The organism is Alkalihalobacillus sp. AL-G (assembly GCF_030643805.1).
GTDB lineage: Bacteria > Bacillota > Bacilli > Bacillales > Fictibacillaceae > Pseudalkalibacillus.
Genome location: NZ_CP094656.1, coordinates 1,483,465 through 1,506,267, shown reverse-complemented (window position 1 = coordinate 1,506,267; position 22,803 = coordinate 1,483,465). Strand labels below are relative to the sequence as shown.

The window sequence follows — 22,803 nt, the reverse complement described above, 5'->3', positions numbered from 1 at the left end:
AACAATCAAAAAAGGTACTGTTCCCCCCCATTCAGGTCGACAGTACCTTTCAATCAATATCACTTCGGTTGGAAGTCCCCCGAACCGTTCGGTAAAAGGTCAAATAAGTGCCATACAGCACAAAAGTCATCCCCTGGTCCTAACGGTGCACTCGCATGGTGATATACATCTCCATTTTCATCTTTTCGGAAGCTTGACACACCTGGCCTTGTAGAAGTTCCATTTGCAAAGCCCATGTCTTCTTTAAAAGTAGTACCCTTCGTTGAAACTAATGGAAACTTCCAATCACGTTCTGCGGCAATTGTCTTTTGTATATCCGGATCATCAGGTGTACTGACAACAAATGGAGCCCTTTCGATCATGTGACGGTAAACCCCGTTGAATCCGTCTGCCCACAACGTACAATAGTTGCAGCCTTTCCCCATGTTATGAACAACAATGATTTCATCACTATCCCCGAATAGTTCTAAAAGAGTAACCTCCTCATTTTCAGATGTTCTGAATCGATAATTCTCTACCTTGTCCTCAGATAATTCTTTACGAAGTTCTGCCAACCTCTTTTTCTTCGCTAACAATTCTTTCTCAAGTTCCTGGATTTCTTCTTGTACAGTTTGTGCTTTCATGTACAGTATCCTCCAATCAAATTGAACAATTCTAGATAATTCTACATCAGAGGTTCAACTCCTTCTTTGTTATCGTCTTCATTCAGCTTTTGGAACTTTTTCGGGTCGCTTAAAATCTGACTCGACTATCGGTGCTTGATGTATTGGCATTACGTTCTTTCGATTTGATCTGACCTTCAATTTCTGATCAGTTGCTCGTTTGACTCCTTCCAGCATGATGGTGAACGCCAGGACCGTAATCGCAAAGGCAGCTGCCGGGTAATACAGCTCCCAAGGATAGAGAATGACATCCTTCCTTGCACTCGCAATCAGCCCACCCCATTCGTTCGACAATGAGGTGGAAACCGAATAGCCTTCTAGAGTTTGTGCTTGAGCTGCTTCATTGGCGGTATTCGGTTCTACCCTTACCCCTTCAACCTCTGTTCCACCTATGTATAGGCCAAGAACACCTAAATGTGCAAATATCAGCAACACTTGTATCATCTGCTGATTGAAAATGATAAAAAGCCTTGGCCCTAGGTAAGGACGGACATGCTTGTTCAATATGTGAAAATAGCCGCCGCCAAGAACTTTCGTGTTTTCGATGAACTCTTGGCTCATGATTTGATTCGTCTCACTTGATATCAATAACGCCAAAGTTGGTACAGCCAGCAAGGTCAATACAACCGTCATATAAATGAGCTGGACGGTTTCACTGAAATTCCAACTGAACACGATCAACATCGGTGCCAATAGGAAAAATGCGATGAGAGACGTCGGTGCAAAATGGAAGGAATTCGTCAATCCTTTGATGACCCTTTGCACCTTCAATAGAAAGCGTCTCATCGTTAAAGCAAAAACAACAGAAACCAACATACGTAGTATGGTGATCAATAAAGCGAAACCGATCGTATACTTTGCTCCTTCAATGATTTTATATTGCACTGGATACCCGGAAGCATCCGTACCGAGCGGAAATTTCCCCGACGGTTCGAATGGTGCATTATCTAAATTCCCATCCCCATTTGCATCCATCAATTCTTTGAAGGCAGGTAACGAATCCTTTATTACAAATTCAAAATAAATACTATAGCCTACTCCGATGAGAAGAAATAAAAATCCAGACAGGAACAGTGGACTTTTCAACAGACGATATATCATTCAAACACCGCCTCCTGTTTGTTGGTCATGTTGGCGATCAACAGTCCACTGATTACGAAAATGAAAAAGAAAGGGATGAAAATCATCAACAGGCCAACTGTAAAGATATGCGGATTTAATGTACCTGCCTTCCAAAGAAAAGATGTGAATCCGTCAATGTTGAACAAAACTTCGAGCATCAACAGATTGGACAACGTAAACCATAACAGCATTTTCGAATGATTGAACATACTGATCAGTGCGTTTCTGAAAATATGTACGATAAGGATTCCACTCCTTTTCACACCTTTGGCTTTAGCCGTTTCAACGTATCTTTTTTCAAGTTCCTCTTCATAAATGAGTATCAATGTTTTAATAAGAAATACTGTAGGCAAGACGGTCAAACATAGTATCGGCAAACCGTAAGCGGGGTCCCCATAGGATGCTAGAATGTTGAATACTAGTACATCCGTTGTTTTATAAATGTAGATGATGATGAATTGCATCAGCAAAATCAAGAAAATGTCCGGTATGAGTTGGAACGCTGAAATAATCGATTGACCCACTTTTCGTATCATGCTGTTCGAACAAAGCATCAACAAATATGTGACGATTACAGCAATGAGAGTTCCAAGTAGAAAAGCACTACCTAAAACCTTTATGGAATAAACGTAGTTCTCCCACATTTCCGGAAATACAGGTTCATAATAACCGATTGTATAATAAGTCAAGGAAGACAAATGAAGCAACTGATCCCAAGTATCGATGATTGCACTCCAATAGCGCTCCCAATTGAACTCGAAGAAATAATTGATGAACAGTGTATTCCTAAGCATTCCTGTATCCAACATTTGCTTGATATCTGTGAACTCTTTCATGTTAAAAAACAAATATGGAAGTTTTCCAAGCAAGACGATACCAACGATGGTCAAAACAAATTCGATGGATAATACACGAAACGTACGCAAATTGAACCCCAACCCCCTTCGTAAACTCAAGCCACACTTCAAGGTGGCTTTTTGAAATTTCAATTAATTCCCTCCCTATTATTAAGACGATATACTGCTTGAATCGTTGAAAATAAAAAAAAGACCGAACTCTTTGTATCGATCTTTCTCGTAGGTCTAATTTTTTTTCTCATTATTGCTTCTTATCGACGACGTAGATTTCTCTTTAGTAACCTTTCCTTGAGTTTGACCCAGTGTTCTCGCGTAAAAATAAGGTTTTCTTGTCTAACTCTGTAGTCGTGTAACTCTGGATTTTCTCGTCTAACTCAAGGTTTTCTCGTCTAACTATGGAAATTCTCGTGAAACTTGGATTTTTCTCGTCTAACTTAAGAATTTCGCGTGTTCATTCATTTGTTGTTAAGCCAAAAAAAACAACTGCCCCCAATCAGGCAGTTGTTTCTAAGCGAGATGACATTCAAGTCCCATAGGACCCCATTCTGATTCGAACAGGAATCCATCATGTTCATCGTAATCCAATGTCAACTCTTCATCTAAATTTCGTTTTGTAAAGAGATCGACGAAAAAGTCTATTCCTTCAGCTTTGATGACCATATCGCTCTTTCGTGGCTCATCCTCTATAAGCTTGAAACGCATCATCGTTCCACAGCCGCCTTGCATTTCGGCATCTATTCGAAGAACCTTACTCTTTGTCCTTTTTAACTGCCGAAGCTGCTTCAGTGCCATTGCCGTTACGTTTAGATTCATCGGAATTCTCTCCCTTTAGCTGCTTGACCAGCTTTTTCTTTGAAAACAAACGCTCTTTTACTTTTTGTCCCGTGGGAGTTATTGCGAGTCCCCCGAGTGCTGTTTCACGAAGTTGCCTTGGCATATTTTTACCTATATCATACATTGTATCGATTACTTCATCACATGGAATTCGGCTTTCGATTCCAGCAAGCGCCATATCCGCAGAAGAAAAGGCAATGGACGTTCCGATTACATTCCGCTTAATGCAAGGTACTTCAACAAGACCCGCAACCGGATCGCAAACGAGACCCAACAATGACTTCATCGCCACTGCTGTCGCATGGACTGCTTGCTCTGGAGAACCGCCTTTCAATTCTACAATCGTACCAGCAGCCATCGCCGTTGCAGAACCTACCTCTGCCTGGCATCCGCCTGCTGCCCCAGATATAAATGAACGATTCGCGATAATGTATCCGAACATGCTTGCTGTAAATAAGCCCATGACCAGTTGATCAAGATCAATATTCGTATTTTTATGCAATGAAAATAGCACACCAGGGAGGATTCCAGCTGCCCCAGCAGTTGGTGTTGCAACAATGACACCCATCCTTGCATTACTTTCAGATGTCGCCATGGAACATGCCATCGCATCGCTGATGATTGACCCAGAAAGGACATCTCCAGCATCGATGTATGCCTTCATTTTCACCGCATCACCACCAGAAATACCGCTTGGTGCTTCTGACGCATCATTAAGCCCTTCATTTACAGCATTTTGCATCTTCACTAATCGTTCCTTCATCATATCGAAGATTTCTTGCTTCGATCTACCCGACTTGAAATGCTCTTGGTCAATCATTGCCTCAGCAATACTCTTCTGTTCACGATGGCAATAATCCAGTAGGTCTGCTGTAGATTGAATGTCCATTTGCGTTCACCTCCATCACTTGGTTAAAAAATTCACTCTTCTATATACTTTGCGATTTTTTTCAGATCGTCATTCGTACTTATTGTTATCTGCACGTTTTTACCGTCGATGCGAAAGATTTCGGTGAGTCCGCCGCCAACCGATGCTCCGCCAGTTTCTACCGTTCGATTTCCTTTTTCAGCTTTTATGATTGCCACATTCGGATGATCAAACTCATTGCAAGACTCCTCTAAAATGAACGTATGAAGCATATTCTTTTCCTCCGCATAATCAAACGCGTGCTTAATCCGTTCATCCTCTGTATCAAACCCAAGCAAGCCACCTATTAAAGCTTTATCCGTACCATGCCCTTGAAACGTTTCTGCAAACGAGTCAAAAAGAGTAATTTCCACCCGCTCTGGTGTTTCTCCAAGAATTTCAAAGATCGCTCTTCCGATCCAAACTGCACCAGCTGTATGGGAGCTAGACGGTCCAACCATAATCGGACCAATAATATCAAAGCAACTGTTATAACCCATTGATAAACCCTCCTTCACAAGGAACGACTTATATATTGATAACGCTCTCTATTGTGACAACTAATCGATTCTACGTAATAGGGTATACGGCTACAACTATTACGTCACGCATACTATTAACCATCATAAGTCTGAGTACTCTTTTTGAACATCCACTTTAAAAACCACACAAAAAAGACAAAGAAAGATGCAATGGCACCTTCTCTGTCCTTTTACCTGAGAGTTTATAACCCCTTTGGTGGCTTTCGCGCTCTCCAGAGATGCGTCCAATCGCGGTTCTTTTACCTGAGAGATTTGTTCCATGGTTTTTTGGAACTTGCTCCTTCGGTGTCGATTCTTTCTTCGACCTCTCCCACGATCCTCATTCGCATATATACAATTCTTACTCCATTATCACCGATACTACCGCTTTTTGTCAAAGTATCTCTTTGTCAAAAATACAATATAGATTTTTAACACTCGAAACAATGTTCGTACTTTATTGTTATTAAATGTAGTTGATCAATTCCAGGTCAATAATTTCGCCATGCTCGTTCATACTTTTCAATTAAATTGGGGCGAATTAAAGTATTCGGTTTTAGCTCGACCTGTTCTCCATCCTCATTGGCAATCGTACCATCTTCATCCTTCCCAAACTTTGTTAACGACGGAATCAGGTCCGTAGATAAATATTTCGTATCAACATTAATATCAATATCGCTAATATCAATCGGTTTTCTAGCTGCCAGTACAAATCCCCAGTTACCAAAACTCGGTATATCAAGATGAAAATTCTCTGTATACATGCCTGTTCCACTTATCGTTTCATCAATTGTCCAGTACACTTTTCTAGCAAAAACCGGACTAGTTGCTTGTACCATTATCATTCCACCAGGAGCTAGGTGATTTCGAAGCAACGAGTAAAATTCTAACGTATATAGTTTGTTTAAGCTCTCATTGTTCGGGTCCGGCAAGTCGACGAGAATAACGTCATAAAATCCTTTTGCACTTTCCATGTAATCAAATGCATCTTCATGAACAACATGAACTTTTTCATTTTCAAATGAATTTTCATTCAACTGAGCGAGTTGAGGATTGTTTTTTGCAAGCTTAACCATTCGAGGGTCAAGGTCGACAAGGGTGACTTCCTTTGTATCTTGATATTTTTCAAGCTCTCTCAATGCAAGTCCGTCCCCGCCTCCCAAAACTAGAATATCTTCTCGTGGTTCAGCTAAAGACATCGGTATATGTACAAGTGTTTCGTGATAACGGTATTCATCAGATGAGCTAAATTGAAGCTGACCATTTAAATATAACCTTAAATCCCCTTGTTCTTTCGTTAAAATTATATGTTGATATTTTGTATCTTCTACATAGATGATCGGATCATTATATATCTTTTGTTCAAAAGAAAAAGCCATCTCTTCACCAAACATTACACCTCCGATAAGCAGGAATAAAATAAACCCGCCCATAACCGAATACGCCTTTAAATGGGCGATTTCTTTTCTGAATGTATACAACACCCACAAGGCAACGATTATGTTGATGATGGCGACTAGAAATGCTGTTTTCACCAACCCAAACTGGGGTCGAAAGAGAAAAAGAAATAATAAGCCCCCGATTAAACCTCCCGCATAATCTGAAAAGAGCACTCTTGCTGTACTTTTATTGATCTGAACACCGATTTCATTTGCTTTACGGATCAAGATCGGGAGCTCCAGCCCGGTAAGTGTACCAATGACGAGAATCGTCGCATATAAAAAGATAGCATCAGAGCCACTGCCTAAATATGCGGTTACACCGAATAATAGAAACGCAGAAAAACCGCCAATGAATGCAACAGCAAATTCAATAATGATAAAAGCTTGAATCAGCTTTTTCATTACTCGTTCACTTAAAAAAGAGCCGATTCCCATCCCAGTCAGAAATAACGAAATCGTCAATGTATATTGTTTGACACCATCACCAAGTATATATGAACCTAAAGCACCAAACAGCACTTCAAATATAATGCCGCAAATTGATACGATTCCAGATGCCCAGTAGATTCTCTTACTTTTGATTGCATTGTTGTCAGTCATGTTTTCACCTTCATTTAAAGAAAACTTGGCAAAGCCAAGCCTTTGGCGTAGGCTGAGCCTTAGTTGCACTTATACTTGGAACGATACACTTTTCTTCTACGTCGGCAAATCTTCTTGCTGAAAAGTTATATTTTCTAACGTGTAATAAAACTTGGCAAGGCCCAGCCTAAAAGTGCAGGCTGAGCCATGGCTGTCCTGGTATCATCGAGAAAAAAGTCCCTCAAAACCGTGGCTTTGAGGGGAACGATCAAGTGATGGACGCACCGACTACAAACGCTAAACCGATTGAGACACATAAGGAGATAATCCCAACAGCAATGTTCCCTTTTTTCATTTCCGATTCAATCGGAATCTTACGCGCCAGAAAATCAAACAAGTAATAAGCAACCATTTGCAGGACGACTCCATAACCGCCCCAAATAGCCGTCGAAAGTATAGTGTCATTATTGTAGATAGAGAACGCTAAGATGACACAAATACCTATTATTTTTCCACCTATCGATAAGGCAACAGCAGAATTTCCTCGTTCAATTTCATCCCAATCTTTGTACTTTGTCGTGATTAGTTCAAATATGATAAGTCCGACTACCACAATTACGACAGCTACAATAAAATACAATAATGTTAAAATGTAAGGATTCATTTTATACCTCCCTAATATTATTTACCTGATCCAGGACCCCCACCACGATTTCCTGATCCTCGAAAGGAAGAAGGAGTAGTTGGCCCTTTATATGATCCTCCAGATTGATTATAGCCTCTATAACATTTTCCGACACAACGCTGACTTTGTCTCTTTCCCCAGTCATCCACGTCTAATATATCATCTAGTATGTAATACGCTATAAATCCGTTAAAAAAGCTAGGTCTGTAATTATCACGTACGAAACCGTTTGAAGCAACTTCTATCACGGTATTATCTGGGTCATTTTCATCTGTTGTTAAGGTAACAAAATAGTCATTGTAAACTAATACTTGTTTATTATCCTTTATTTCACTGGCATTACCGGGTTCCATCTTGTCTTGGATAAAAGATGATACTTTAGATATGCTTTTATCTTTCGCAATAAATACTCTTGCAGTATCTTCTGGATTTGTGCTGCTTTCAACGACATCCTCTAGAGGGTACTTATCTGAAACAATATCTAAGATACTTGTTGAACCACAGCCAACCAGGACGAGGAATAAACCTACCAAGATGGAGACCCCTATGAATTGCCTTCTCATTGACACACCCCCTTATTAGGGAAAGAAGGTTACTCTTTCCCTAATTTTTTCTTCAACTCCGCTAACTCATCGTTTACACTATCTTCAGTATTCATAGCTTCAAATTCATCATCTAGAGATTTATTTGAAGAGCGAAGGTCATCACTTGTTTCTGCTTCCGCTTCATAGTGTAGTACTTTCTCTTCCATACGGTTAAACCCTTGACGAGATTCGTCGCTGCCAATGTTCGACATAGTTCGATTTATTTTGGTTTTTGTTTTGGCAGATTCCGCCCTAGCTTTTAGTGAATCTTTTTTCAGATTCATCTGGTCATATTCTTCTTTCATGTCAGCTAATCTTTCTCGTAGCGAATCCGCATCTGATTTCGCCTGAGTATGGGCACCAAGTAATGTGTCAGCCTGTTGACTGTGCTTTTGTTTATCCTCAAGTGCTCGTCGGGCAAGATCATCATTTCCTGATTCAAGAGCCTGGATAGCCTGCTTTTCTCTTTTTTCAACAAGACTCCGAGCATCTTCGTACTTTTTCTTTAACATTTTTTCATTTGCAATTTGTTTAGCGACCGCTGTTTCTGCTTCCCGGATATCAGCAGCCATTTCCCGCATATACTGATCAAGTAATTTTACTGGATCTTCAGCTTTATCAAGGGCTGAATTCAACTCGGAAGACACCATCGTACGGACTCTTTTAAATAAATTGAACATTTCATTCCTCCTAAAGGTTTTATTTATTTTAGTTGACTTAATGACTACACTTAATTAGTTTTCAGCTTGCAGCAATAACTTTGATCTCATAACCCTCAATTTCGTGACCTTCACTTACTTCTACTTCACTGCCCCAAACTTCAACTGAGAGAAATTGATCTTCGGATTGATTGACGAAATCAAAATATTTCACTTCTTGCCCATGAACGTTTTTTCCGCGTCCTTCTCCCTGAACAGTGGCAGTACCTTTTTCTTCAAGGATGTATTCCGTTTTATTTATTGTTACTTTATTTGGAATAGGCTGGGTCAGTTTTTCTTTTGATGATTTATAAATGGCGAGCTCAAGCTCATCATCCATTTCAACACTAAGCCAGATCGTTTCGGTTGCCCCGACAAGCTGATAGGCTAACCATTCGTACCCTCCATCTTTATAAATCAATTTTCCTGAAACTTGATAATCTTCCAAATCATAGGTAACTATATCATCAATTCGAATGTTAAAGAAGTTTCTTTCCTTAACTTCTTCTATTTCCTTTTCCTTTTTCTTGAAAATCCTTGAGAACAAGCTCATCATTCTCCTCCAAATCTGCGTTAATCGTTCAAATAGGTTTTTTTGATACCATATTCCACCATGGCTACCCTTCTTATTATAAACTCAACATTTATAGAGGTAAAATTAAAGACCTTTCAAGGGATATTATGGGGTGATCAGTCAGATTAGGCATCAATTCAAGGAATCAGTGATATAAGCAATTCCCCGTACATTCTTATAGCATTTATTCGAATAGTATGTATACGGAATGGAATGAGAAAGGTTTCAATTAATTTTGAAAGAAGATTCATCTCAATAAAGTCCACCATTCTGTAATAAATACATCTTAGGATATCATCGGAGGCTTTATACAATTCATAGTCGTAGTTGTCCTTTTACTTAGAGAACGTATTAAACGTTTTTAGCGTACAAAAAAAAGCACTCTTTGACATTGAGCGCAGCAAACTGAAATAATGTTTTTTGGCTGGGCCAGCTGGATTCGAACCAACGCATGACGGAGTCAAAGTCCGTTGCCTTACCGCTTGGCTATGGCCCAAAATAGATGAACATTTTCTATTATGAATCCTTCGTCAGAATTTATACGTTTCAACAATAATGAAATTTTTCCCAATCATTCATTGTATGATGGGTGTTACCAGTGGGGAAAAGTATAACAGAGGTGATCAAAATGAAGTTTGTTGATGATATCTATTCTACATTTAAATTCCACTTTTCAGCAGATGAAGAAGATATGTACCCGATTGTTTATGGAATCTTCGAAGATAAAAATCGCGAAGAAATATTGAAATATTTTGAGGAGCTTTCAAAGGATGAATTAACTGAGATGATGACGCTTTTCGTTCTTGATCAGCTGCAAAGAAGGTTAGCAGAAGAAGGAATCGGTCGTGTTACACTTGGACAGGATTACACTGAAGATTTCCTCCAGTAGTTTTAAACCCTGTATTCATAGTCACCGTTTTGAAAAGAAATCGGATTTCTATCCCCAAGGCCACATCCAAAATCACCTTTCATTCTCAGCCCCCTATTAAAAGCTGTAAATCACTTAACAGAAATTATTACACCAGCTTATTATAATGAATCTACCTACCTGAACTCACTTGATATGCTACAATTCCAGGTAAATCGTCAATGACGTAATATTTGTTTTCTTTTGAAAGCAACCTTTGGCCCATTAAATCTTTTAACGTGTTAACTACTGTAACCCTAGTTGCACCGATTAAGTCTGCTAATTCTTGATGAGTAAATGAGATAGTTATCAGTATACGATCATCGTCAAGCTTTTTCCCATACGTCAGCCCTAAGTGAACCAATGCATCACACATTCTCTGAAGCGGGGAACCGAATGAAAGATAGAGTGACTGCATGGTAAGAAGACGGATTTTTGCTGACATCAATTCCAACACTTGTTCAGTATACCGTGGATTTCGAAACACGACTTCATGAAAAGTAGCAGGCTTCAATTCAATTACAGTAGCAGAAGTTGCTGTAATTGCGCTACAAATATAGGTTTGCTCATGATAGGTGCAGCTTTCACCTAATAAGCCGTTTTTACCAATGATCGCAATCGCCTTTTCTTTTCCATCATCAGATGTCAAAAACAACCGGATTCGTCCACTCTTAACGAGATAAATTCGATCTACAGGAAACCCGAAGTGAAATAGGATTTCATGCTTTTTATATTCACGGACAACACCTTTTTGTTCTAACTCATCCCAACTAAAGTTCAGTTCATCCATCCAAGGTGAAAGAGTCATTATATTTTGATCAGTAGTTTGCATACTATGCCACCTCATTATTTAAGGAGTGATTTTTCATGTTACAACCACAAGATTATCGCAATCATTTTCCAATTCTAAAGAATCGTATCCAATTGTCCAGCTGTTCACAAAGCGCACTTCATTTTCAGGTAAAACAGGCCATCCATGACTACGTCAAATCTTGGGAAGAAAACGGGATGAACTGGGAAAGTTGGGTAGACGCTTGTGAACAAGCAAGAGACAAATTCGCAACACTCATTAATGCGGATCCTGATGAAATTGCAATCGTATCGTCTGTTTCCCATGCCGTTTCAGCGATAGCCTCAAGCTTATCAGAAGGTCATAGTGAACGCGATGAAATCATCATTAATGAAGCGGACTTTCCTTGTGTCGGTCATGTTTGGCTATCTCACACGAATTTTCATGTTAAATTCATGTCAGGTGAACAACCGATTGAACCTGAAACGTATTATAAAAAGTTTGTGTCTGAACAGACGTTGTTAACATCTGTCTCTCACATTTCCTATTATAACGGATCTCGACTTGAATTAGATAAAATTTCAAAGGTTGTTCATTCGAAGGGCAGCTATTTGTTTGTCGATGCTTATCAATCGGCAGGTCAGGTTGAAGTTGACGTCAAACGAGATAACATCGACTTTCTTGCAACAGGCACACAAAAATACCTGCTAGGAGTACCAGGGATTGCTTTTTTATATGTAAAAAAAGAAATCGCTGAACAGCTGACCCCTAAAGTCACGGGTTGGTTCGGTCAAGAGAATCCTTTTGCATTCGATATAAAACAAGTGAAATATGCTCAAGGCGCACGCCGTTTTGACAGCGGAACCCCTGCAATGATGAATGGGTTTGCGGCTAATTCCGCCCTTGAAGTGATTCTTGATGTCGGGATTGACCGTATTGAAGCACATTTAAAGGAATTATCTGAACATACGTATCAACAGGCTATCCGTTATGGAATGACTGTGAAAAGTCCAGCTTCTCCAACGGATAGGGGTTCTATGATTGCTGTACTCACCCCAAACGCACCTGAAGTTGAAAAACAACTCAAGGAACAAAATATAATCGTATCTGCTCGTAATGACGTCATCCGGATTGCACCCCACTTTTACAATACGAAGGAAGATATCAACTGTGCTCTTCAAGCATTAGAAAAAGATTTAAAGACACGTCCCACTACAGTTGATTGAATCGTAGCATGTCATTTACATTGACTGGCGATGCGTGGTCTCAAACCTTTGAATGAAATAATTTCGTTCGTACGGATCACGCAGCAGTCTCTTCACATTCCGCCTTTTTTTCAAATACTTAAATCGCTCGATGTTTCGTTCAAGTTTTGACTTTTCAGGTGCGAACCAGATGATGACTTCAACAAACAACTCAAATAGCACCCATAGCAACTCTAGTAAAGCCATACGTACCCCTCCGTTATTCCGCTACCGCTTCGTTGCGGAAAGAACCAACACCAATGGAATCCGTAGTCGTCGTTCATATTCCTCATCACTTTCAAAATAACGTCTTTCTGGTGTCCCCTCTTTCAGTCCTTCTAATTGAAACCCTGCTTCTAGCAGTGCAGTAACATACTGCTCTACCGTACGATGGTATTTCCTTACGTTCTCCTGATTGATCCATGGTTCAATCCGTTCACCAGAGTGAAAATAATCATCTACAATCCAATCAGTACGTTTTCCTTCACCAGTACTTTTCATTGAAGCAGTCAAAACGGGATGTTGTACACTGAAAACGAGCCGACCATTCAAAGGCAATGCGAGATATACTTTTTTAAATAGAGGCTTAACGTCCTTTAAATAATGGAAAGCAAGGCGAGAAACAATGAGATCGTATACTGACTCCTGTATTTGTATTTCTTCTAGGTGGCCTTGCCACAGTTTCGCATTTGTATCCTTTAGCTTTACTCTTGCTGCCTCAATCATTCGTTCAGAGCCGTCAACACCATGATAGTTTACTGCTCCTATTTGAAATAGTTCTGCACCAAAATCCCCAGTTCCACAACCAAGATCCAAAACACTTTTTCCATCAACCCCGTCAAGCATAGATATAAGAGCAGGTCCCTCTATCGCATTATTCGGGCTTTCTGGACGATCCCGTCGCTTTTGGAACGCTTCGAAAAACGCATTTTCGTCGTAATAGTTCGATCCATACATTCTATCCACCCCCTTCATTCTGCCACATCGATTAAAAAGATACGTTCAGAGAATCCACCGCGTTTCTCCGCCTTTTCCACCCTCTTTTCTTCGAGCTGTTCTATACGGAACCCATTTGCAGTGGTCAGCGCATGAACGACTTCCAATAAATCTGCAAGCTCCTCGAGCGTCTCCTCATTCGTATCACTAGCACAAACCTCGTCCAGCTCTTCGTATGCTTTTTTCTGCAGTTCAGATATGTATTCTTCGCTTCGTAAAACTTTTGTCCGAAAGGTATCCCCTGATTGTTTAATGATTTCAGGGATTTTGTCACGAACCAACTTACGATATTCCGGCATTATACGTTCTCCTTTTGTTTTTACGACATCTTCAAAATAATTCAGCTACTTATCATTCAAGTACGTTTTGGTCACGGTAAAGTTTCAAGAATGAGAGAAGGAATTCCTGTCTATAAAGAGAAAGAAGTCTTATATAAAAATGGAGGTTTACATGGATCCCAAGAAAAAAAAGCAACTTAACACACTCCTATCATGGGGTACTGGGGTTGGCATTGCTTTTTTGTTTGTCGGTGACACAGTCTTGTCTAGTCTTATGGGCTGGGGATTTGTTCTTTTGTTTGGAGGAACAATGATCTGGTCTGCAGTTCGTGGACAAAAAACGAAAAGTCGAAAAACATGAAGAATAGAGGAGAGGGAATTTGACTTGCAACCATCCTTGGTCAGGCTCGTCTTTAACAGTGGGGGTTATAATTGTGTTAGAATCATCCTTAAAGGAGGGGTTTTATGAAAACATTTGAAGAAAAATTAGATCAATACGCAGAACTCGTCGTAAAAATCGGACTTAACGTTCAAGAAGGGCAACGGTTACTGATCCTTTCCCCACTTGAAGCAGTTGAATTCACACGAAAAGTTACGAAGCATGCCTACGAAAATGGCTGTAAACGAGTAATTGTGAAGTGGAAAGATACTGAAACGAATCGAATTCACTTAGAGAAGGCATCCGAAGAAACATTGAGTGATAATTTACAGCAATGGGATATCGACTTGTATAACAGCATCGCTGAAAACCATGATTGCATGCTGAATATCACTGGAGAGGATCCAAACGCATACGCAGGAGTTTCCCCTGAACGTTTAATGCTCGTTCAAAAGGACAGCGGCGAAAAGCTCCAAGCCTTTTCAAAAGCACAGCTTTCCGGTGAAACGCACTGGGCTATCGCTGGAGTCCCTACAACTGGTTGGGCAAAGAGTGTATTCCCAGATAAAAGTGAAACGGAAGCGGTTGAAGCATTATGGGATGCAATCTTCAAGACCGTCCGTATCGATCAAGATGATCCAGTTGCTGCTTGGGAAGAACACGGAAGCGTATTACAAGAAAAAGTTGACTATTTAAACGAACAAAACTTTAAAACACTACACTATAAGTCAGAGGGCACAGACCTCAGTATCGATTTACATCCGGATCATACATGGATCGGTGGGGGGCATGACTCAACTTTAAATACGAAGTACATACCGAATTTGCCGACAGAAGAAGTGTTTACGACACCATTGAAAACAGGTGTTAACGGTACAGTTTCAAGTAAAAAGCCATTATCTGCAATGGGGAATATGATCGATAACTTCAGTTTGACATTCGAGAATGGTAAGGTCGTAGATTACAAGGCTGAAAAAGGCTATGACACCTTGAAGCAATTGTTGAACATTGATGAAGGTATGCAATATCTTGGAGAAGTCGCACTTGTTCCACATGATTCTCCAATTTCGAATTCTGGAATCATATTTAACAATACCCTTTACGATGAAAACGCATCTTGTCACTTGGCAGTCGGTGTTGCAATTTCAATGTCTGTCAAAAATGCTGGTAAACTTTCTAAGGAAGAACTTGATGAGAAAGGCATTAATCAAAGCCGTGGCCATACCGACTTTATGATTGGATCAGCAGAGCTTGATATCGACGCTGAAACACATGACGGTAATCGGATTCCTCTCTTTAGAAACGGAAACTGGGCAATATAAAAGACGGAAACACCAAAACAGAGTTGACGATTGCCGTCAGCTCTGTTTTTCCGTTATGTGTTGGACGGTTATTCGAGGCCAAGACGCTTTCCAATTCTTTTGGCCGATTCGTTTCTGATATATGTATTTACGATCATCGGTTTCTTGAAAGTAGGTGGTCGGCCTCAACTTCAATTGAAGAACGTCGTCAATTCCACAAGGAGCAGCCAGTACGACCTCGTCAACATCGTTTATCTTTACCCCCAATGCTGTTGCCGTCTCTGGAAACTTAGAGATCGCATCCACCGAAGACGTGTAGGGTGGTATTTTATTAATGACATGCATCCTTGCTTGATTTTTTACAGACCATGGGACATGAGGGTGAAGTTCATTCAATCTGGCTTCCAGTAACTTTTCATGTACTTCACTTGGATTATATTGATCGAAATAGATGATATCGACATCCGGAATTTCTGTCCGTTTCGTAAACTCGTGCAGTGTATCCCAAATTTTCGAACGTACAAAGCCTGCACATACCCACCAATCTGGTAAGTCCAATGTTCGTGCTACCTTCAAGGTTTCCATCATCCATTGATCTTTTTGAATACTTTCGATAATATCTGCTTCATTTTTCATTTCAACTTACTACACCTCGCGATAAGAACATATATTCCCATCATACCTTATCAAGCTGTATAAGTCGAGAGTTTTTAGAGACACAACGAAAAAATCGCCCACGATTCAGTCAGCCCAAATTAGGCGAAATCAAAAATTTCGATCTCCTGTTTTGGGTCAACGGCGACGAGTTTCCCTTTTCCAAATGTGCCTTTTTCTGCATGATAGTTACAATTTCTACAATACACATATGCCATATTCGGCTGATACCCATCTTTTAAAATTTCCTCGACGGACTGATTCCAGAAACAGTTCGGGCACTTAAAATACCAGTTCCGCTTTTCTTTCCCGAACAACATAACCCCTTTTGTCTCCCACTCTACAACTGTATATTTTTCCATTCAAAACACCTTCCTTCACATCAATCAACCTATTCATTACTCTGGAAAGTTAGAACAACGATGCGGAAAATGTAGCTACAACTAATATTGTAGTCATGGAATGTTAATCACGTTTAAAGGTGGTTTTAATATGAGATTTCGTTACAAATTGTTCTTCTCCTCAAGTGCTAACTTACTTTTGGAATAATATCTAACTGCTTTCCCATGCTGTATTGCATACTTGATTTCGTTTGCAGTACTTTCACCAATATATCCATTTACATCAATGACGAAAATTTCATCGGCTAAATCAATTTTCTTAAAATGGATTTCTGCGAACATCTCCTCCTGTGCCTTGGTTATCGGAATGTTGTCACTTTTATCGAAAAAACCGAGACTGATGACAGCATTTCCTACTAACGTCAATGCTTCCTCAACCTTCCGAAATTCATTTTTGAAACGGGTTGAACCGCAAAGGGTGATCACCTTCATGTTACTATCCTCCTATCAGTTCTTCAGGATAAATCCTCCTAAAATATAGGGGGGGTTGTCCCGCAAATCTCTTTTTATGGACACTTCATCCTAAAAAATGAATGTGATTGTCCAAAAAACCTCTCTTTCTGGACAAGTTTTGAAAAATGGAATGACAGCTGTCGCAATTAACAGCTGCCATTTAGTATCTTCTAGATATGCTGGTGGTTCCTTCCGCCAGCCTTCAACCGATTCCAACCCTCTACCCCTGTTATGTATGTATTGTTAAAAAGCACTTTAGGATCATATAGAAAAACATCTAGAGCTGGAATTCCGGATCTTTCTTATTAAAGGAATAAGCACCGCTTCTTTCCAAAGTCAAATGCTGATGATCACTCAGATCCAATGGAAAACGATGTGGTTGCCAGGAAGATTCACGTTGATTTACTAGATGACGATACTGCGCAGTTCGGTTTACCTTTGTTTCAATAACCGCTTTCGTTGAATTGATCGGCACACGCATTCTACTACTTAAAAATACTTCACAAGACTCTGAATCTATTGCGATGATGGCTTTTATATGATCATGGGCAAACCAGATGCACGTCTCGCTTTTCGATGATTGTGTTGGAAAAAAGTAGATCCCTTGCCTGTTGCAAATCATAATCGGTACCATTCGATTATACTTTGTAATGTGGATCGCACCTTCCACCCGTCCTTGGAAGCTTGAACCATTGAACAAACAGCTGTTATTGATAATCTCCCAAGGCTTTTGTTTTACATAAAATCGCCTGCCTACCTCACAAACTACTGAATAAAGGTTTCCATGCTGATCGAAGTGTGGCAAAATAACCATCGTGTCAGCATTGATTAAATATTCCGGTACTGTCCGATATTCTTTCGTCATAACTTCCCCTCCAAAAAATGATAGTTATGAAGGTCTAAGTTGAAAGCACACCGTCCTGCAACCCCCTTTTCACGTGATAGGATAATCGTACCATATAATAATTTGAAAATGTATAATTTTTTAAAATTTCAACCAAATTATCGATTTATTAAAGTTCCCGGGTGGGGAAGTGTTCATTTCATTAGGGGAAAATAACGAAATATCGTACTTTAAATAGCCTAATTCTTTGATGAAGTACGATCCGATTGATACTCATGCTGCAGGATTGCCATGATATATGAGCTTTGCCACCCACCGTTATGGAATCTCGTATCTCGAAAGTATCCTTCTTTTTTGAACCCGAGCTTTTCATACAACCGAATTGCCCGTTCATTTTCAGCAAAAACCCGTAATGCTAGTCTATGCATGTTCATTTCTCGAAAAACGTATTCCATCAAAAGCTGCATCGCCTCGTATCCAACCCCTTGTCCATGGTAGCTTTTTTCACAAACCGCTATATAACATTCGGTGTTCTTATGATAGTGATTGATATTGAATAGACCTAAATACCCAATCGCCTTTTCGTCAACAATATGCTCAATGATATAGTTTTTACGAGACTTATCATGTATGTTCTGGAAATATTCGTCAATCTCTTCCGCTGATTGGAGGTCGATGAATGGATTGACCATTGGCGCAAGTTCCATATCGTTATTCCAGCGTTGGTAATCAACCTTGTCTTGCTGAGACATTTTTCGAAGGTTTATGGTAGCTCCTTTAAATAACATTTCCGTTCCCCCTATCTGAAATTGGTACACTTGCTTCAATATAGCTTCGAAGTAACGTCCACTCCTTCTGTTTTTTAAACGTATTGGTATAAAGATGTGCCGTTAGTGGATCTTTACCGTTTATGACCGGCCATACCCAGAACATGACCAACACTTCATCATCCCTAAGCTGCATTTTTGTTTCCTCTACAAACTGCCACTCTACCTTTTTATCTGAAAAATTGTCAAATGCTTGCCTCCATCCCTCTACTGATTCTGAGTAACCATAGTCCTGTATCTTATAGTTATCCTCAGAACGATAAATCTCCCTGGCAGAAAATTCGGGTGAAAGCACTTCTCTTATTCCGCTCAAGAATCCGTTTCCCCAATTTGTTTGATACTTCTGAAAAAATTGATCAAAGTTTTTTAATAGCTCGTTGTTCATAAAACTCCCCTTCTATGATTGCATTCAAATCATTTTGCCGTACAAGTTTTAGCTTATTATTGTGACGGTGCAGCTTCGTGAAAATTTCAGGTTTATGATCGCATTCGTATTGATAGTTCCATTTGTACATCTTCATCAGCATATGAAGCGTTGGTTTATAATTTGCTTTTTCAATCTTCAATCTCTGCTTAATGAAACGTTTCAAAATCCGAATGTTCCTTTTCCATACCGGTATATCGACGAAAACGATCAGATCTGCACGTTCAAAACTACTTGTGACCCATTCGTGATGAACGCCTTCGACAATCCATTTATCAGATTGGACGATTTGATGTAACTGCTCATCCCGTTGTTCTGGGGTGTTGCGAATATCTCCATCAGGTCCACGTCTCCAAACGATGTTATCAAGCTCATAATGCGGAATATGTAATTCATTTGAAAGAATACGACCGAGTGTTGACTTCCCGCTCCCTACTGAGCCGATAATATGAATTTTATAAAGCTGTTGCATTGTTCCTCTTCCTCTCCTTATTTCCCCCTTTTAAATTTCTCCATTTGCCATCTTCAATCCTTTGAATATTTTCAAACCATATGCAAGTTGATGGACATTTTCATTTTCAAGTTTGATAATAATGGAATAGACAAACTCTATATAAGGAGATGTACCTTTTGACTATAAAATTAAGTGTGCTTGATCAATCCCCGATTGCTGAAGGGATGACATCAGAAGAAGCACTATCCAATACAGTGAAGCTTGCGCAATACGTGGAAGAACTTGGATTTGAACGTTTTTGGGTATCGGAGCACCATGATACGAATAGCTTAGCCGGTTCTTCTCCAGAAGTATTAATTGCACATTTGGCTTCACGTACGAGTGAAATCCGGGTAGGTTCAGGAGGGGTCATGCTTCCTCACTACAGCCCGTATAAAGTAGCGGAAAATTTCAGAGTGCTTGAAGGACTGAATCCTGGAAGAATCGACCTGGGATTAGGGAGAGCACCAGGTGGAATGCCGATCGCAACGATGGCTTTGAATGAAGGGAAGTCTAAAAGAACTGTAGAGGAATTCCCAGAACAAATCGACGACTTACTCGGCTATTTGTCCGATAACCTTGAAAAGGGACATCGTTTTTCAGGGTTAAAAGCGACACCAAACCTTCAGACAAGTCCTGACGTTTGGGTTTTGGGATCAAGTCCATCTAGTGCATTATTAGCTGCGGAAAAAGGTCTGCCCTACACGTTCGCCCAGTTCATCAATGGAGAAGGCGGACCGGAGTATACCCGGCTTTATCGGGAACATTTTAGATCGTCAACACTTTTATCCAAGCCGAAAAATATGGCAGCAGTTTTTGTGATTTGTGCAGAAACGGAGGATGAGGCCGAACGGATCGCATCCAGTATTGATTTATCACTATTGATGATTGAACAAGGAATGAGGTCGAACGGAACACCAAGCCCTGAGAAAGCCGCAGCCTATCAATATAGTCCATATGATAAACGACGAATCCATGAAAACCGAAAGCGGATGGTCGTTGGCACACCAACTAAAGTCAAGGAGCGTCTGCTTCAAATAAGTGATGATTATCAAACAGACGAAATCATGCTGGTTACCATCACGTATGATTTCGGGGAAAAATTGAAGTCGTTCGAGCTTGTTGCGAAAGAACTACTTAAATAATAGCCTGAGAGGAGAGCATTTTTGAGCTCTACTCAGGTTTTTTAATCCACAAGTAAGATTACTATACCTGAACCCCATCATTTTGGACATTCATTCTTTCCTTTAATTGGATAATCCGGCCACGGAATCCGATTATTCGCCCACGCATAGTAAAAACGTCCTGAATCTCACTATATTGAAACAACAAAAAGCGAGTGATGCATCATAACATCACTCGCTTTTCATTTAATATGGAATGTTTACTCCACGTTCGGGAAAATACGTTGGATCATTTCTCCAAATTCTTCGCCAAATCCTTCAACCGGTTCGCCTTGTCCTACACGCGTAACATAATCATTGACCCGGTCTACAAAATCCGGATTCGCTGAAACGTATACATTGTTGATATCCCGATCGACTGCCTTCACCTGTTCAGAGATTTTACGTTTGATCTCTCGTGTAATTTCTCCTTCTCCACCTTCATTATTTCTAAGTTGAGCTGCAACGTAAGCATTTTCATCTGTTACCAGTACGTTGGCATCGCTTACTTCAGGGAGGTCGGCTACCTTTTTAGCAGCATCATCGGCTACTTCATAACGGTCATTTCCATTGCCGTTGTTGGTCCCGTTGGCATTGTTATTCCCGTTACCATTTTCGTCAATCAGACCGTTGTCATTTTCATTAACGTTATTTAAATCCTGTGTTTCCACTCCGTTTCCTGCATCCCCGTTATCGCCACCGTTTGCATTACAAGCAACTAGTGGTAAAAGAAGTACTCCGGACAATACAAATAACTTCGTTTGCTTTTTTATCCAATTGCCTTTCATGTGTATACCTCCTAAGGTTTATTCACAATTAGATTGAGTAAAATTCAGGAAATTATACACGCTTAGGATTTAATATTTTTTACAATTAGATTATAGCGCTCCGCAAGCATCCAATAACACTGCTGACATGACCGGAATACCAATGATTATTAGAAAAGCCTTCCCGTAATTCTTTAAATTTTGATTTTAAAGCAGTGAGCGAACGATTCCTCCGTCTGCTCGCATTGCAGCACCTGTTATTGCCGATGCCTCCTCTGATGCAAGAAAAGTTACAAGGTTCGCGACCTCTCTCGGCTCAATGAACCTTTTTAAAAGGGAAGAAGGTAATCCAGCGAACATCTTCTCTTCCATCTCCTTAACGGTTGTATCAGATTCACGAGCTAAACCTTCAACAAACTCACCGACACGTTCGGTTTTTGTTGGACCGGGAAGGAATGCATTAACGGTAACCCCCGTGCCAGCTAAGCTTTCTGCCAATCCGCGCGAGGTCGCCAATAACGCTGCTTTCGTTGCTCCGAAATGAACCATTTCACCCTCAAAAAAACCCGAAACCGTACTGGAATTAAATAGAACTCTTCCCCACCCGTTATCGACCATTCTTTTTGCATAGTGACGAGTTAAGCGAATTGCCGCCATTACATTAACCTGGAAGTATTCCTCCCAGTCCTCATCACTTATTTCAAAAAAGGGCTTAACTTCGAATAATCCGAGGTTATTGACAAGGATATCCGCTTCAGCCCAATGCTCAATCACTTTTTGAACACCTGATGGATCGCCTAGGTCCGCTACAACTCCTGTAACCTCTCCAGTAGGATTTGTCGCCTGCAACTGATCCACAGCTTCCTCTACATTGATCTCAGACTTACCATTGACTAAAACACTTGCACCAGCAGAGCTGAGCGATTCTGCAATCGCAAATCCAATCCCAGTGGTAGAACCTGTTATAACTGCGTTCTTTCCTTTAAGGTTGATATTCATTTTGTTCTCCTTTCACTATTTAACAGAAGCTTATAAACAACTTCTTTTTATCGTTTGGAGGACGAACAATATTGTTGATTTACTAAATTTATTGTTCCCTATTACTGTTTTCATAAAGTAGTTCTATAAAGTCAATGATCCACTCATTTTTTGAAAGAATAAGATGTGTTGAAATCAGACTCAAAAAGTATGAAACTGATCCATCGTTAGTCTTTAATATATTTCCTACTGCTAAAAACAAAAAAATGGATCCGACTAGTAGCAACCCCAACCGGATTAAGCCTTTTCTATACATTTTTAGTACCTCCTATTTAACACAACCTCTTTTTATATCGGTTAAAATCAATTCACCTTCTATTATTTTCGCCATTGGTATTTTATCACCTTCTATTACTTCCCAAATGAATAAACCTGTTAT

31 protein-coding genes, 1 tRNA gene and 1 riboswitch are annotated in these 22,803 nt (G+C 40.0%); of the genes, 5 read left to right on the top strand and 27 right to left on the bottom strand.

All coding sequences use genetic code 11. The features are described from left to right. Nucleotides 1-59: 59 nt before the first annotated feature. The 12 genes from MOJ78_RS07805 to MOJ78_RS07750 all read right to left on the bottom strand — a co-directional run bounded on the left by MOJ78_RS07805 (nucleotide 60) and on the right by MOJ78_RS07750 (nucleotide 9,961). A complete protein-coding gene (locus tag MOJ78_RS07805) occupies nucleotides 60-623 on the bottom strand; it encodes a DUF899 family protein (protein WP_304980627.1) in 564 nt (187 codons plus the stop codon). 78 nt (nucleotides 624-701) lie between these two features. Continuing rightward, a complete protein-coding gene (locus MOJ78_RS07800; protein ID WP_304980626.1) occupies nucleotides 702-1,763 on the bottom strand; it encodes an ABC transporter permease in 1,062 nt (353 codons plus the stop codon). Continuing rightward, nucleotides 1,760-2,710 (bottom strand): ABC transporter permease subunit, encoded by a 951-nt coding sequence (locus tag MOJ78_RS07795; RefSeq protein WP_304980625.1) that lies wholly within the window; start codon nucleotides 2,708-2,710, stop codon nucleotides 1,760-1,762. Before MOJ78_RS07795 ends, MOJ78_RS07800 begins: the two co-directional genes overlap by 4 nt. Before the next feature lie 438 nt (nucleotides 2,711-3,148). Then, nucleotides 3,149-3,454: an iron-sulfur cluster biosynthesis family protein gene (locus MOJ78_RS07790; protein ID WP_304980624.1), complete on the bottom strand. Its 306-nt coding sequence runs from the start codon at nucleotides 3,452-3,454 to the stop codon at nucleotides 3,149-3,151. Continuing rightward, entirely contained in the window at nucleotides 3,390-4,364 is a 975-nt protein-coding gene (gene sdaAA, locus MOJ78_RS07785) for an L-serine ammonia-lyase, iron-sulfur-dependent, subunit alpha (RefSeq protein ID WP_304980623.1), read from the bottom strand. The genes MOJ78_RS07790 and sdaAA overlap by 65 nt, the downstream gene beginning before the upstream one ends. Nucleotides 4,365-4,396: 32 nt before the next feature. Further along, nucleotides 4,397-4,882, bottom strand: coding sequence for a serine dehydratase beta chain (locus MOJ78_RS07780; protein WP_304980622.1), 486 nt, complete (start codon nucleotides 4,880-4,882; stop codon nucleotides 4,397-4,399). 263 nt (nucleotides 4,883-5,145) lie between these two features. Next, nucleotides 5,146-5,247, bottom strand: a riboswitch (glycine riboswitch). A 147-nt stretch (nucleotides 5,248-5,394) separates the two neighbouring features. Further along, complete coding sequence (locus MOJ78_RS07775; RefSeq protein ID WP_304980621.1) at nucleotides 5,395-6,945, bottom strand: polyamine aminopropyltransferase; 1,551 nt, start codon at nucleotides 6,943-6,945, stop codon at nucleotides 5,395-5,397. A gap of 247 nt (nucleotides 6,946-7,192) precedes the next feature. Beyond that, nucleotides 7,193-7,588 (bottom strand): DUF350 domain-containing protein, encoded by a 396-nt coding sequence (locus MOJ78_RS07770; RefSeq protein ID WP_304980620.1) that lies wholly within the window; start codon nucleotides 7,586-7,588, stop codon nucleotides 7,193-7,195. Nucleotides 7,589-7,605: 17 nt separating this feature from the next. After that, nucleotides 7,606-8,172 (bottom strand): DUF4247 domain-containing protein, encoded by a 567-nt coding sequence (locus MOJ78_RS07765; protein WP_304980619.1) that lies wholly within the window; start codon nucleotides 8,170-8,172, stop codon nucleotides 7,606-7,608. A 29-nt stretch (nucleotides 8,173-8,201) separates the two neighbouring features. Beyond that, complete coding sequence (locus tag MOJ78_RS07760) at nucleotides 8,202-8,873, bottom strand: PspA/IM30 family protein (protein WP_304980618.1); 672 nt, start codon at nucleotides 8,871-8,873, stop codon at nucleotides 8,202-8,204. Nucleotides 8,874-8,934: 61 nt separating this feature from the next. Continuing rightward, entirely contained in the window at nucleotides 8,935-9,444 is a 510-nt protein-coding gene (locus tag MOJ78_RS07755) for a DUF4178 domain-containing protein (RefSeq protein WP_304980617.1), read from the bottom strand. Nucleotides 9,445-9,886: 442 nt separating this feature from the next. Beyond that, nucleotides 9,887-9,961, bottom strand: a tRNA-Gln gene (locus MOJ78_RS07750). 132 nt (nucleotides 9,962-10,093) lie between these two features. Here MOJ78_RS07750 and MOJ78_RS07745 point away from each other — a divergent pair. Then, the gene (locus MOJ78_RS07745) at nucleotides 10,094-10,354 is read left to right on the top strand and encodes a DUF6154 family protein (protein WP_304980616.1); all 261 of its coding nucleotides are present in this window, start codon (nucleotides 10,094-10,096) and stop codon (nucleotides 10,352-10,354) included. Nucleotides 10,355-10,505: 151 nt separating this feature from the next. Here MOJ78_RS07745 and MOJ78_RS07740 read toward each other — a convergent pair whose 3' ends face one another. After that, on the bottom strand, nucleotides 10,506-11,204 hold the full coding sequence (locus tag MOJ78_RS07740; protein WP_304980615.1) for a Crp/Fnr family transcriptional regulator: 699 nt from the start codon (nucleotides 11,202-11,204) through the stop codon (nucleotides 10,506-10,508). Nucleotides 11,205-11,239: 35 nt separating this feature from the next. Between MOJ78_RS07740 and MOJ78_RS07735 the strand changes: the two genes are divergently transcribed. Further along, nucleotides 11,240-12,388, top strand: coding sequence for an aminotransferase class V-fold PLP-dependent enzyme (locus MOJ78_RS07735; protein WP_304980614.1), 1,149 nt, complete (start codon nucleotides 11,240-11,242; stop codon nucleotides 12,386-12,388). A gap of 15 nt (nucleotides 12,389-12,403) precedes the next feature. Here MOJ78_RS07735 and MOJ78_RS07730 read toward each other — a convergent pair whose 3' ends face one another. The 3 genes from MOJ78_RS07730 to MOJ78_RS07720 are packed head-to-tail and all read right to left on the bottom strand — an operon-like array spanning nucleotide 12,404 to nucleotide 13,701. After that, nucleotides 12,404-12,613 carry a hypothetical protein gene (locus MOJ78_RS07730; protein WP_304980613.1) on the bottom strand — a complete coding sequence of 70 codons (210 nt, stop codon included), beginning with the start codon at nucleotides 12,611-12,613 and terminating at the stop codon, nucleotides 12,404-12,406. 21 nt (nucleotides 12,614-12,634) lie between these two features. After that, nucleotides 12,635-13,363 carry a class I SAM-dependent DNA methyltransferase gene (locus tag MOJ78_RS07725; protein WP_304980612.1) on the bottom strand — a complete coding sequence of 243 codons (729 nt, stop codon included), beginning with the start codon at nucleotides 13,361-13,363 and terminating at the stop codon, nucleotides 12,635-12,637. 14 nt (nucleotides 13,364-13,377) lie between these two features. Then, nucleotides 13,378-13,701 carry a nucleoside triphosphate pyrophosphohydrolase gene (locus MOJ78_RS07720; RefSeq protein ID WP_304980611.1) on the bottom strand — a complete coding sequence of 108 codons (324 nt, stop codon included), beginning with the start codon at nucleotides 13,699-13,701 and terminating at the stop codon, nucleotides 13,378-13,380. 151 nt (nucleotides 13,702-13,852) lie between these two features. On the opposite strand from MOJ78_RS07720, the gene MOJ78_RS07715 reads away from it, so the two are divergent. Beyond that, complete coding sequence (locus MOJ78_RS07715) at nucleotides 13,853-14,041, top strand: hypothetical protein (protein ID WP_304980610.1); 189 nt, start codon at nucleotides 13,853-13,855, stop codon at nucleotides 14,039-14,041. Nucleotides 14,042-14,145: 104 nt separating this feature from the next. Next, on the top strand, nucleotides 14,146-15,381 hold the full coding sequence (locus MOJ78_RS07710; RefSeq protein WP_304980609.1) for an aminopeptidase: 1,236 nt from the start codon (nucleotides 14,146-14,148) through the stop codon (nucleotides 15,379-15,381). A gap of 36 nt (nucleotides 15,382-15,417) precedes the next feature. Here the strand turns inward: MOJ78_RS07710 and MOJ78_RS07705 are convergent, their stop codons facing one another. The 8 genes from MOJ78_RS07705 to MOJ78_RS07670 all read right to left on the bottom strand — a co-directional run bounded on the left by MOJ78_RS07705 (nucleotide 15,418) and on the right by MOJ78_RS07670 (nucleotide 19,435). After that, nucleotides 15,418-15,996: a nucleotidyltransferase family protein gene (locus MOJ78_RS07705; protein ID WP_304980608.1), complete on the bottom strand. Its 579-nt coding sequence runs from the start codon at nucleotides 15,994-15,996 to the stop codon at nucleotides 15,418-15,420. A gap of 119 nt (nucleotides 15,997-16,115) precedes the next feature. Continuing rightward, the gene (locus tag MOJ78_RS07700; RefSeq protein ID WP_304980607.1) at nucleotides 16,116-16,376 is read right to left on the bottom strand and encodes a VVA0879 family protein; all 261 of its coding nucleotides are present in this window, start codon (nucleotides 16,374-16,376) and stop codon (nucleotides 16,116-16,118) included. Between the two features lie 141 nt (nucleotides 16,377-16,517). Then, nucleotides 16,518-16,847 carry a hypothetical protein gene (locus MOJ78_RS07695; protein ID WP_304980606.1) on the bottom strand — a complete coding sequence of 110 codons (330 nt, stop codon included), beginning with the start codon at nucleotides 16,845-16,847 and terminating at the stop codon, nucleotides 16,518-16,520. Nucleotides 16,848-16,937: 90 nt separating this feature from the next. Further along, the gene (locus MOJ78_RS07690; protein ID WP_304980605.1) at nucleotides 16,938-17,084 is read right to left on the bottom strand and encodes a hypothetical protein; all 147 of its coding nucleotides are present in this window, start codon (nucleotides 17,082-17,084) and stop codon (nucleotides 16,938-16,940) included. A 61-nt stretch (nucleotides 17,085-17,145) separates the two neighbouring features. Then, a complete protein-coding gene (locus MOJ78_RS07685; protein WP_304980604.1) occupies nucleotides 17,146-17,733 on the bottom strand; it encodes a competence protein ComK in 588 nt (195 codons plus the stop codon). A 218-nt stretch (nucleotides 17,734-17,951) separates the two neighbouring features. Next, a complete protein-coding gene (locus MOJ78_RS07680) occupies nucleotides 17,952-18,500 on the bottom strand; it encodes a GNAT family N-acetyltransferase (protein ID WP_304980603.1) in 549 nt (182 codons plus the stop codon). Further along, nucleotides 18,490-18,924, bottom strand: coding sequence for a hypothetical protein (locus MOJ78_RS07675; protein ID WP_304980602.1), 435 nt, complete (start codon nucleotides 18,922-18,924; stop codon nucleotides 18,490-18,492). The genes MOJ78_RS07680 and MOJ78_RS07675 overlap by 11 nt, the downstream gene beginning before the upstream one ends. After that, the gene (locus MOJ78_RS07670) at nucleotides 18,896-19,435 is read right to left on the bottom strand and encodes an AAA family ATPase (RefSeq protein WP_304980601.1); all 540 of its coding nucleotides are present in this window, start codon (nucleotides 19,433-19,435) and stop codon (nucleotides 18,896-18,898) included. Before MOJ78_RS07670 ends, MOJ78_RS07675 begins: the two co-directional genes overlap by 29 nt. A 158-nt stretch (nucleotides 19,436-19,593) precedes the next feature. Here MOJ78_RS07670 and MOJ78_RS07665 point away from each other — a divergent pair, with 158 nt between their 5' ends. Further along, nucleotides 19,594-20,601: an LLM class flavin-dependent oxidoreductase gene (locus MOJ78_RS07665; protein ID WP_304980600.1), complete on the top strand. Its 1,008-nt coding sequence runs from the start codon at nucleotides 19,594-19,596 to the stop codon at nucleotides 20,599-20,601. Between the two features lie 239 nt (nucleotides 20,602-20,840). Here the strand turns inward: MOJ78_RS07665 and MOJ78_RS07660 are convergent, their stop codons facing one another. From MOJ78_RS07660 to MOJ78_RS07650, 3 genes are all read right to left on the bottom strand, one after another. Beyond that, nucleotides 20,841-21,407 (bottom strand): YhcN/YlaJ family sporulation lipoprotein, encoded by a 567-nt coding sequence (locus MOJ78_RS07660; protein ID WP_304980599.1) that lies wholly within the window; start codon nucleotides 21,405-21,407, stop codon nucleotides 20,841-20,843. Nucleotides 21,408-21,593: 186 nt separating this feature from the next. Beyond that, nucleotides 21,594-22,385, bottom strand: a complete 792-nt coding sequence (locus MOJ78_RS07655; RefSeq protein WP_304980598.1) for an SDR family NAD(P)-dependent oxidoreductase — start codon at nucleotides 22,383-22,385, stop codon at nucleotides 21,594-21,596. An 88-nt stretch (nucleotides 22,386-22,473) separates the two neighbouring features. Next, nucleotides 22,474-22,680: a short-chain dehydrogenase gene (locus MOJ78_RS07650; protein WP_304980597.1), complete on the bottom strand. Its 207-nt coding sequence runs from the start codon at nucleotides 22,678-22,680 to the stop codon at nucleotides 22,474-22,476. Nucleotides 22,681-22,803: the final 123 nt, after the last annotated feature.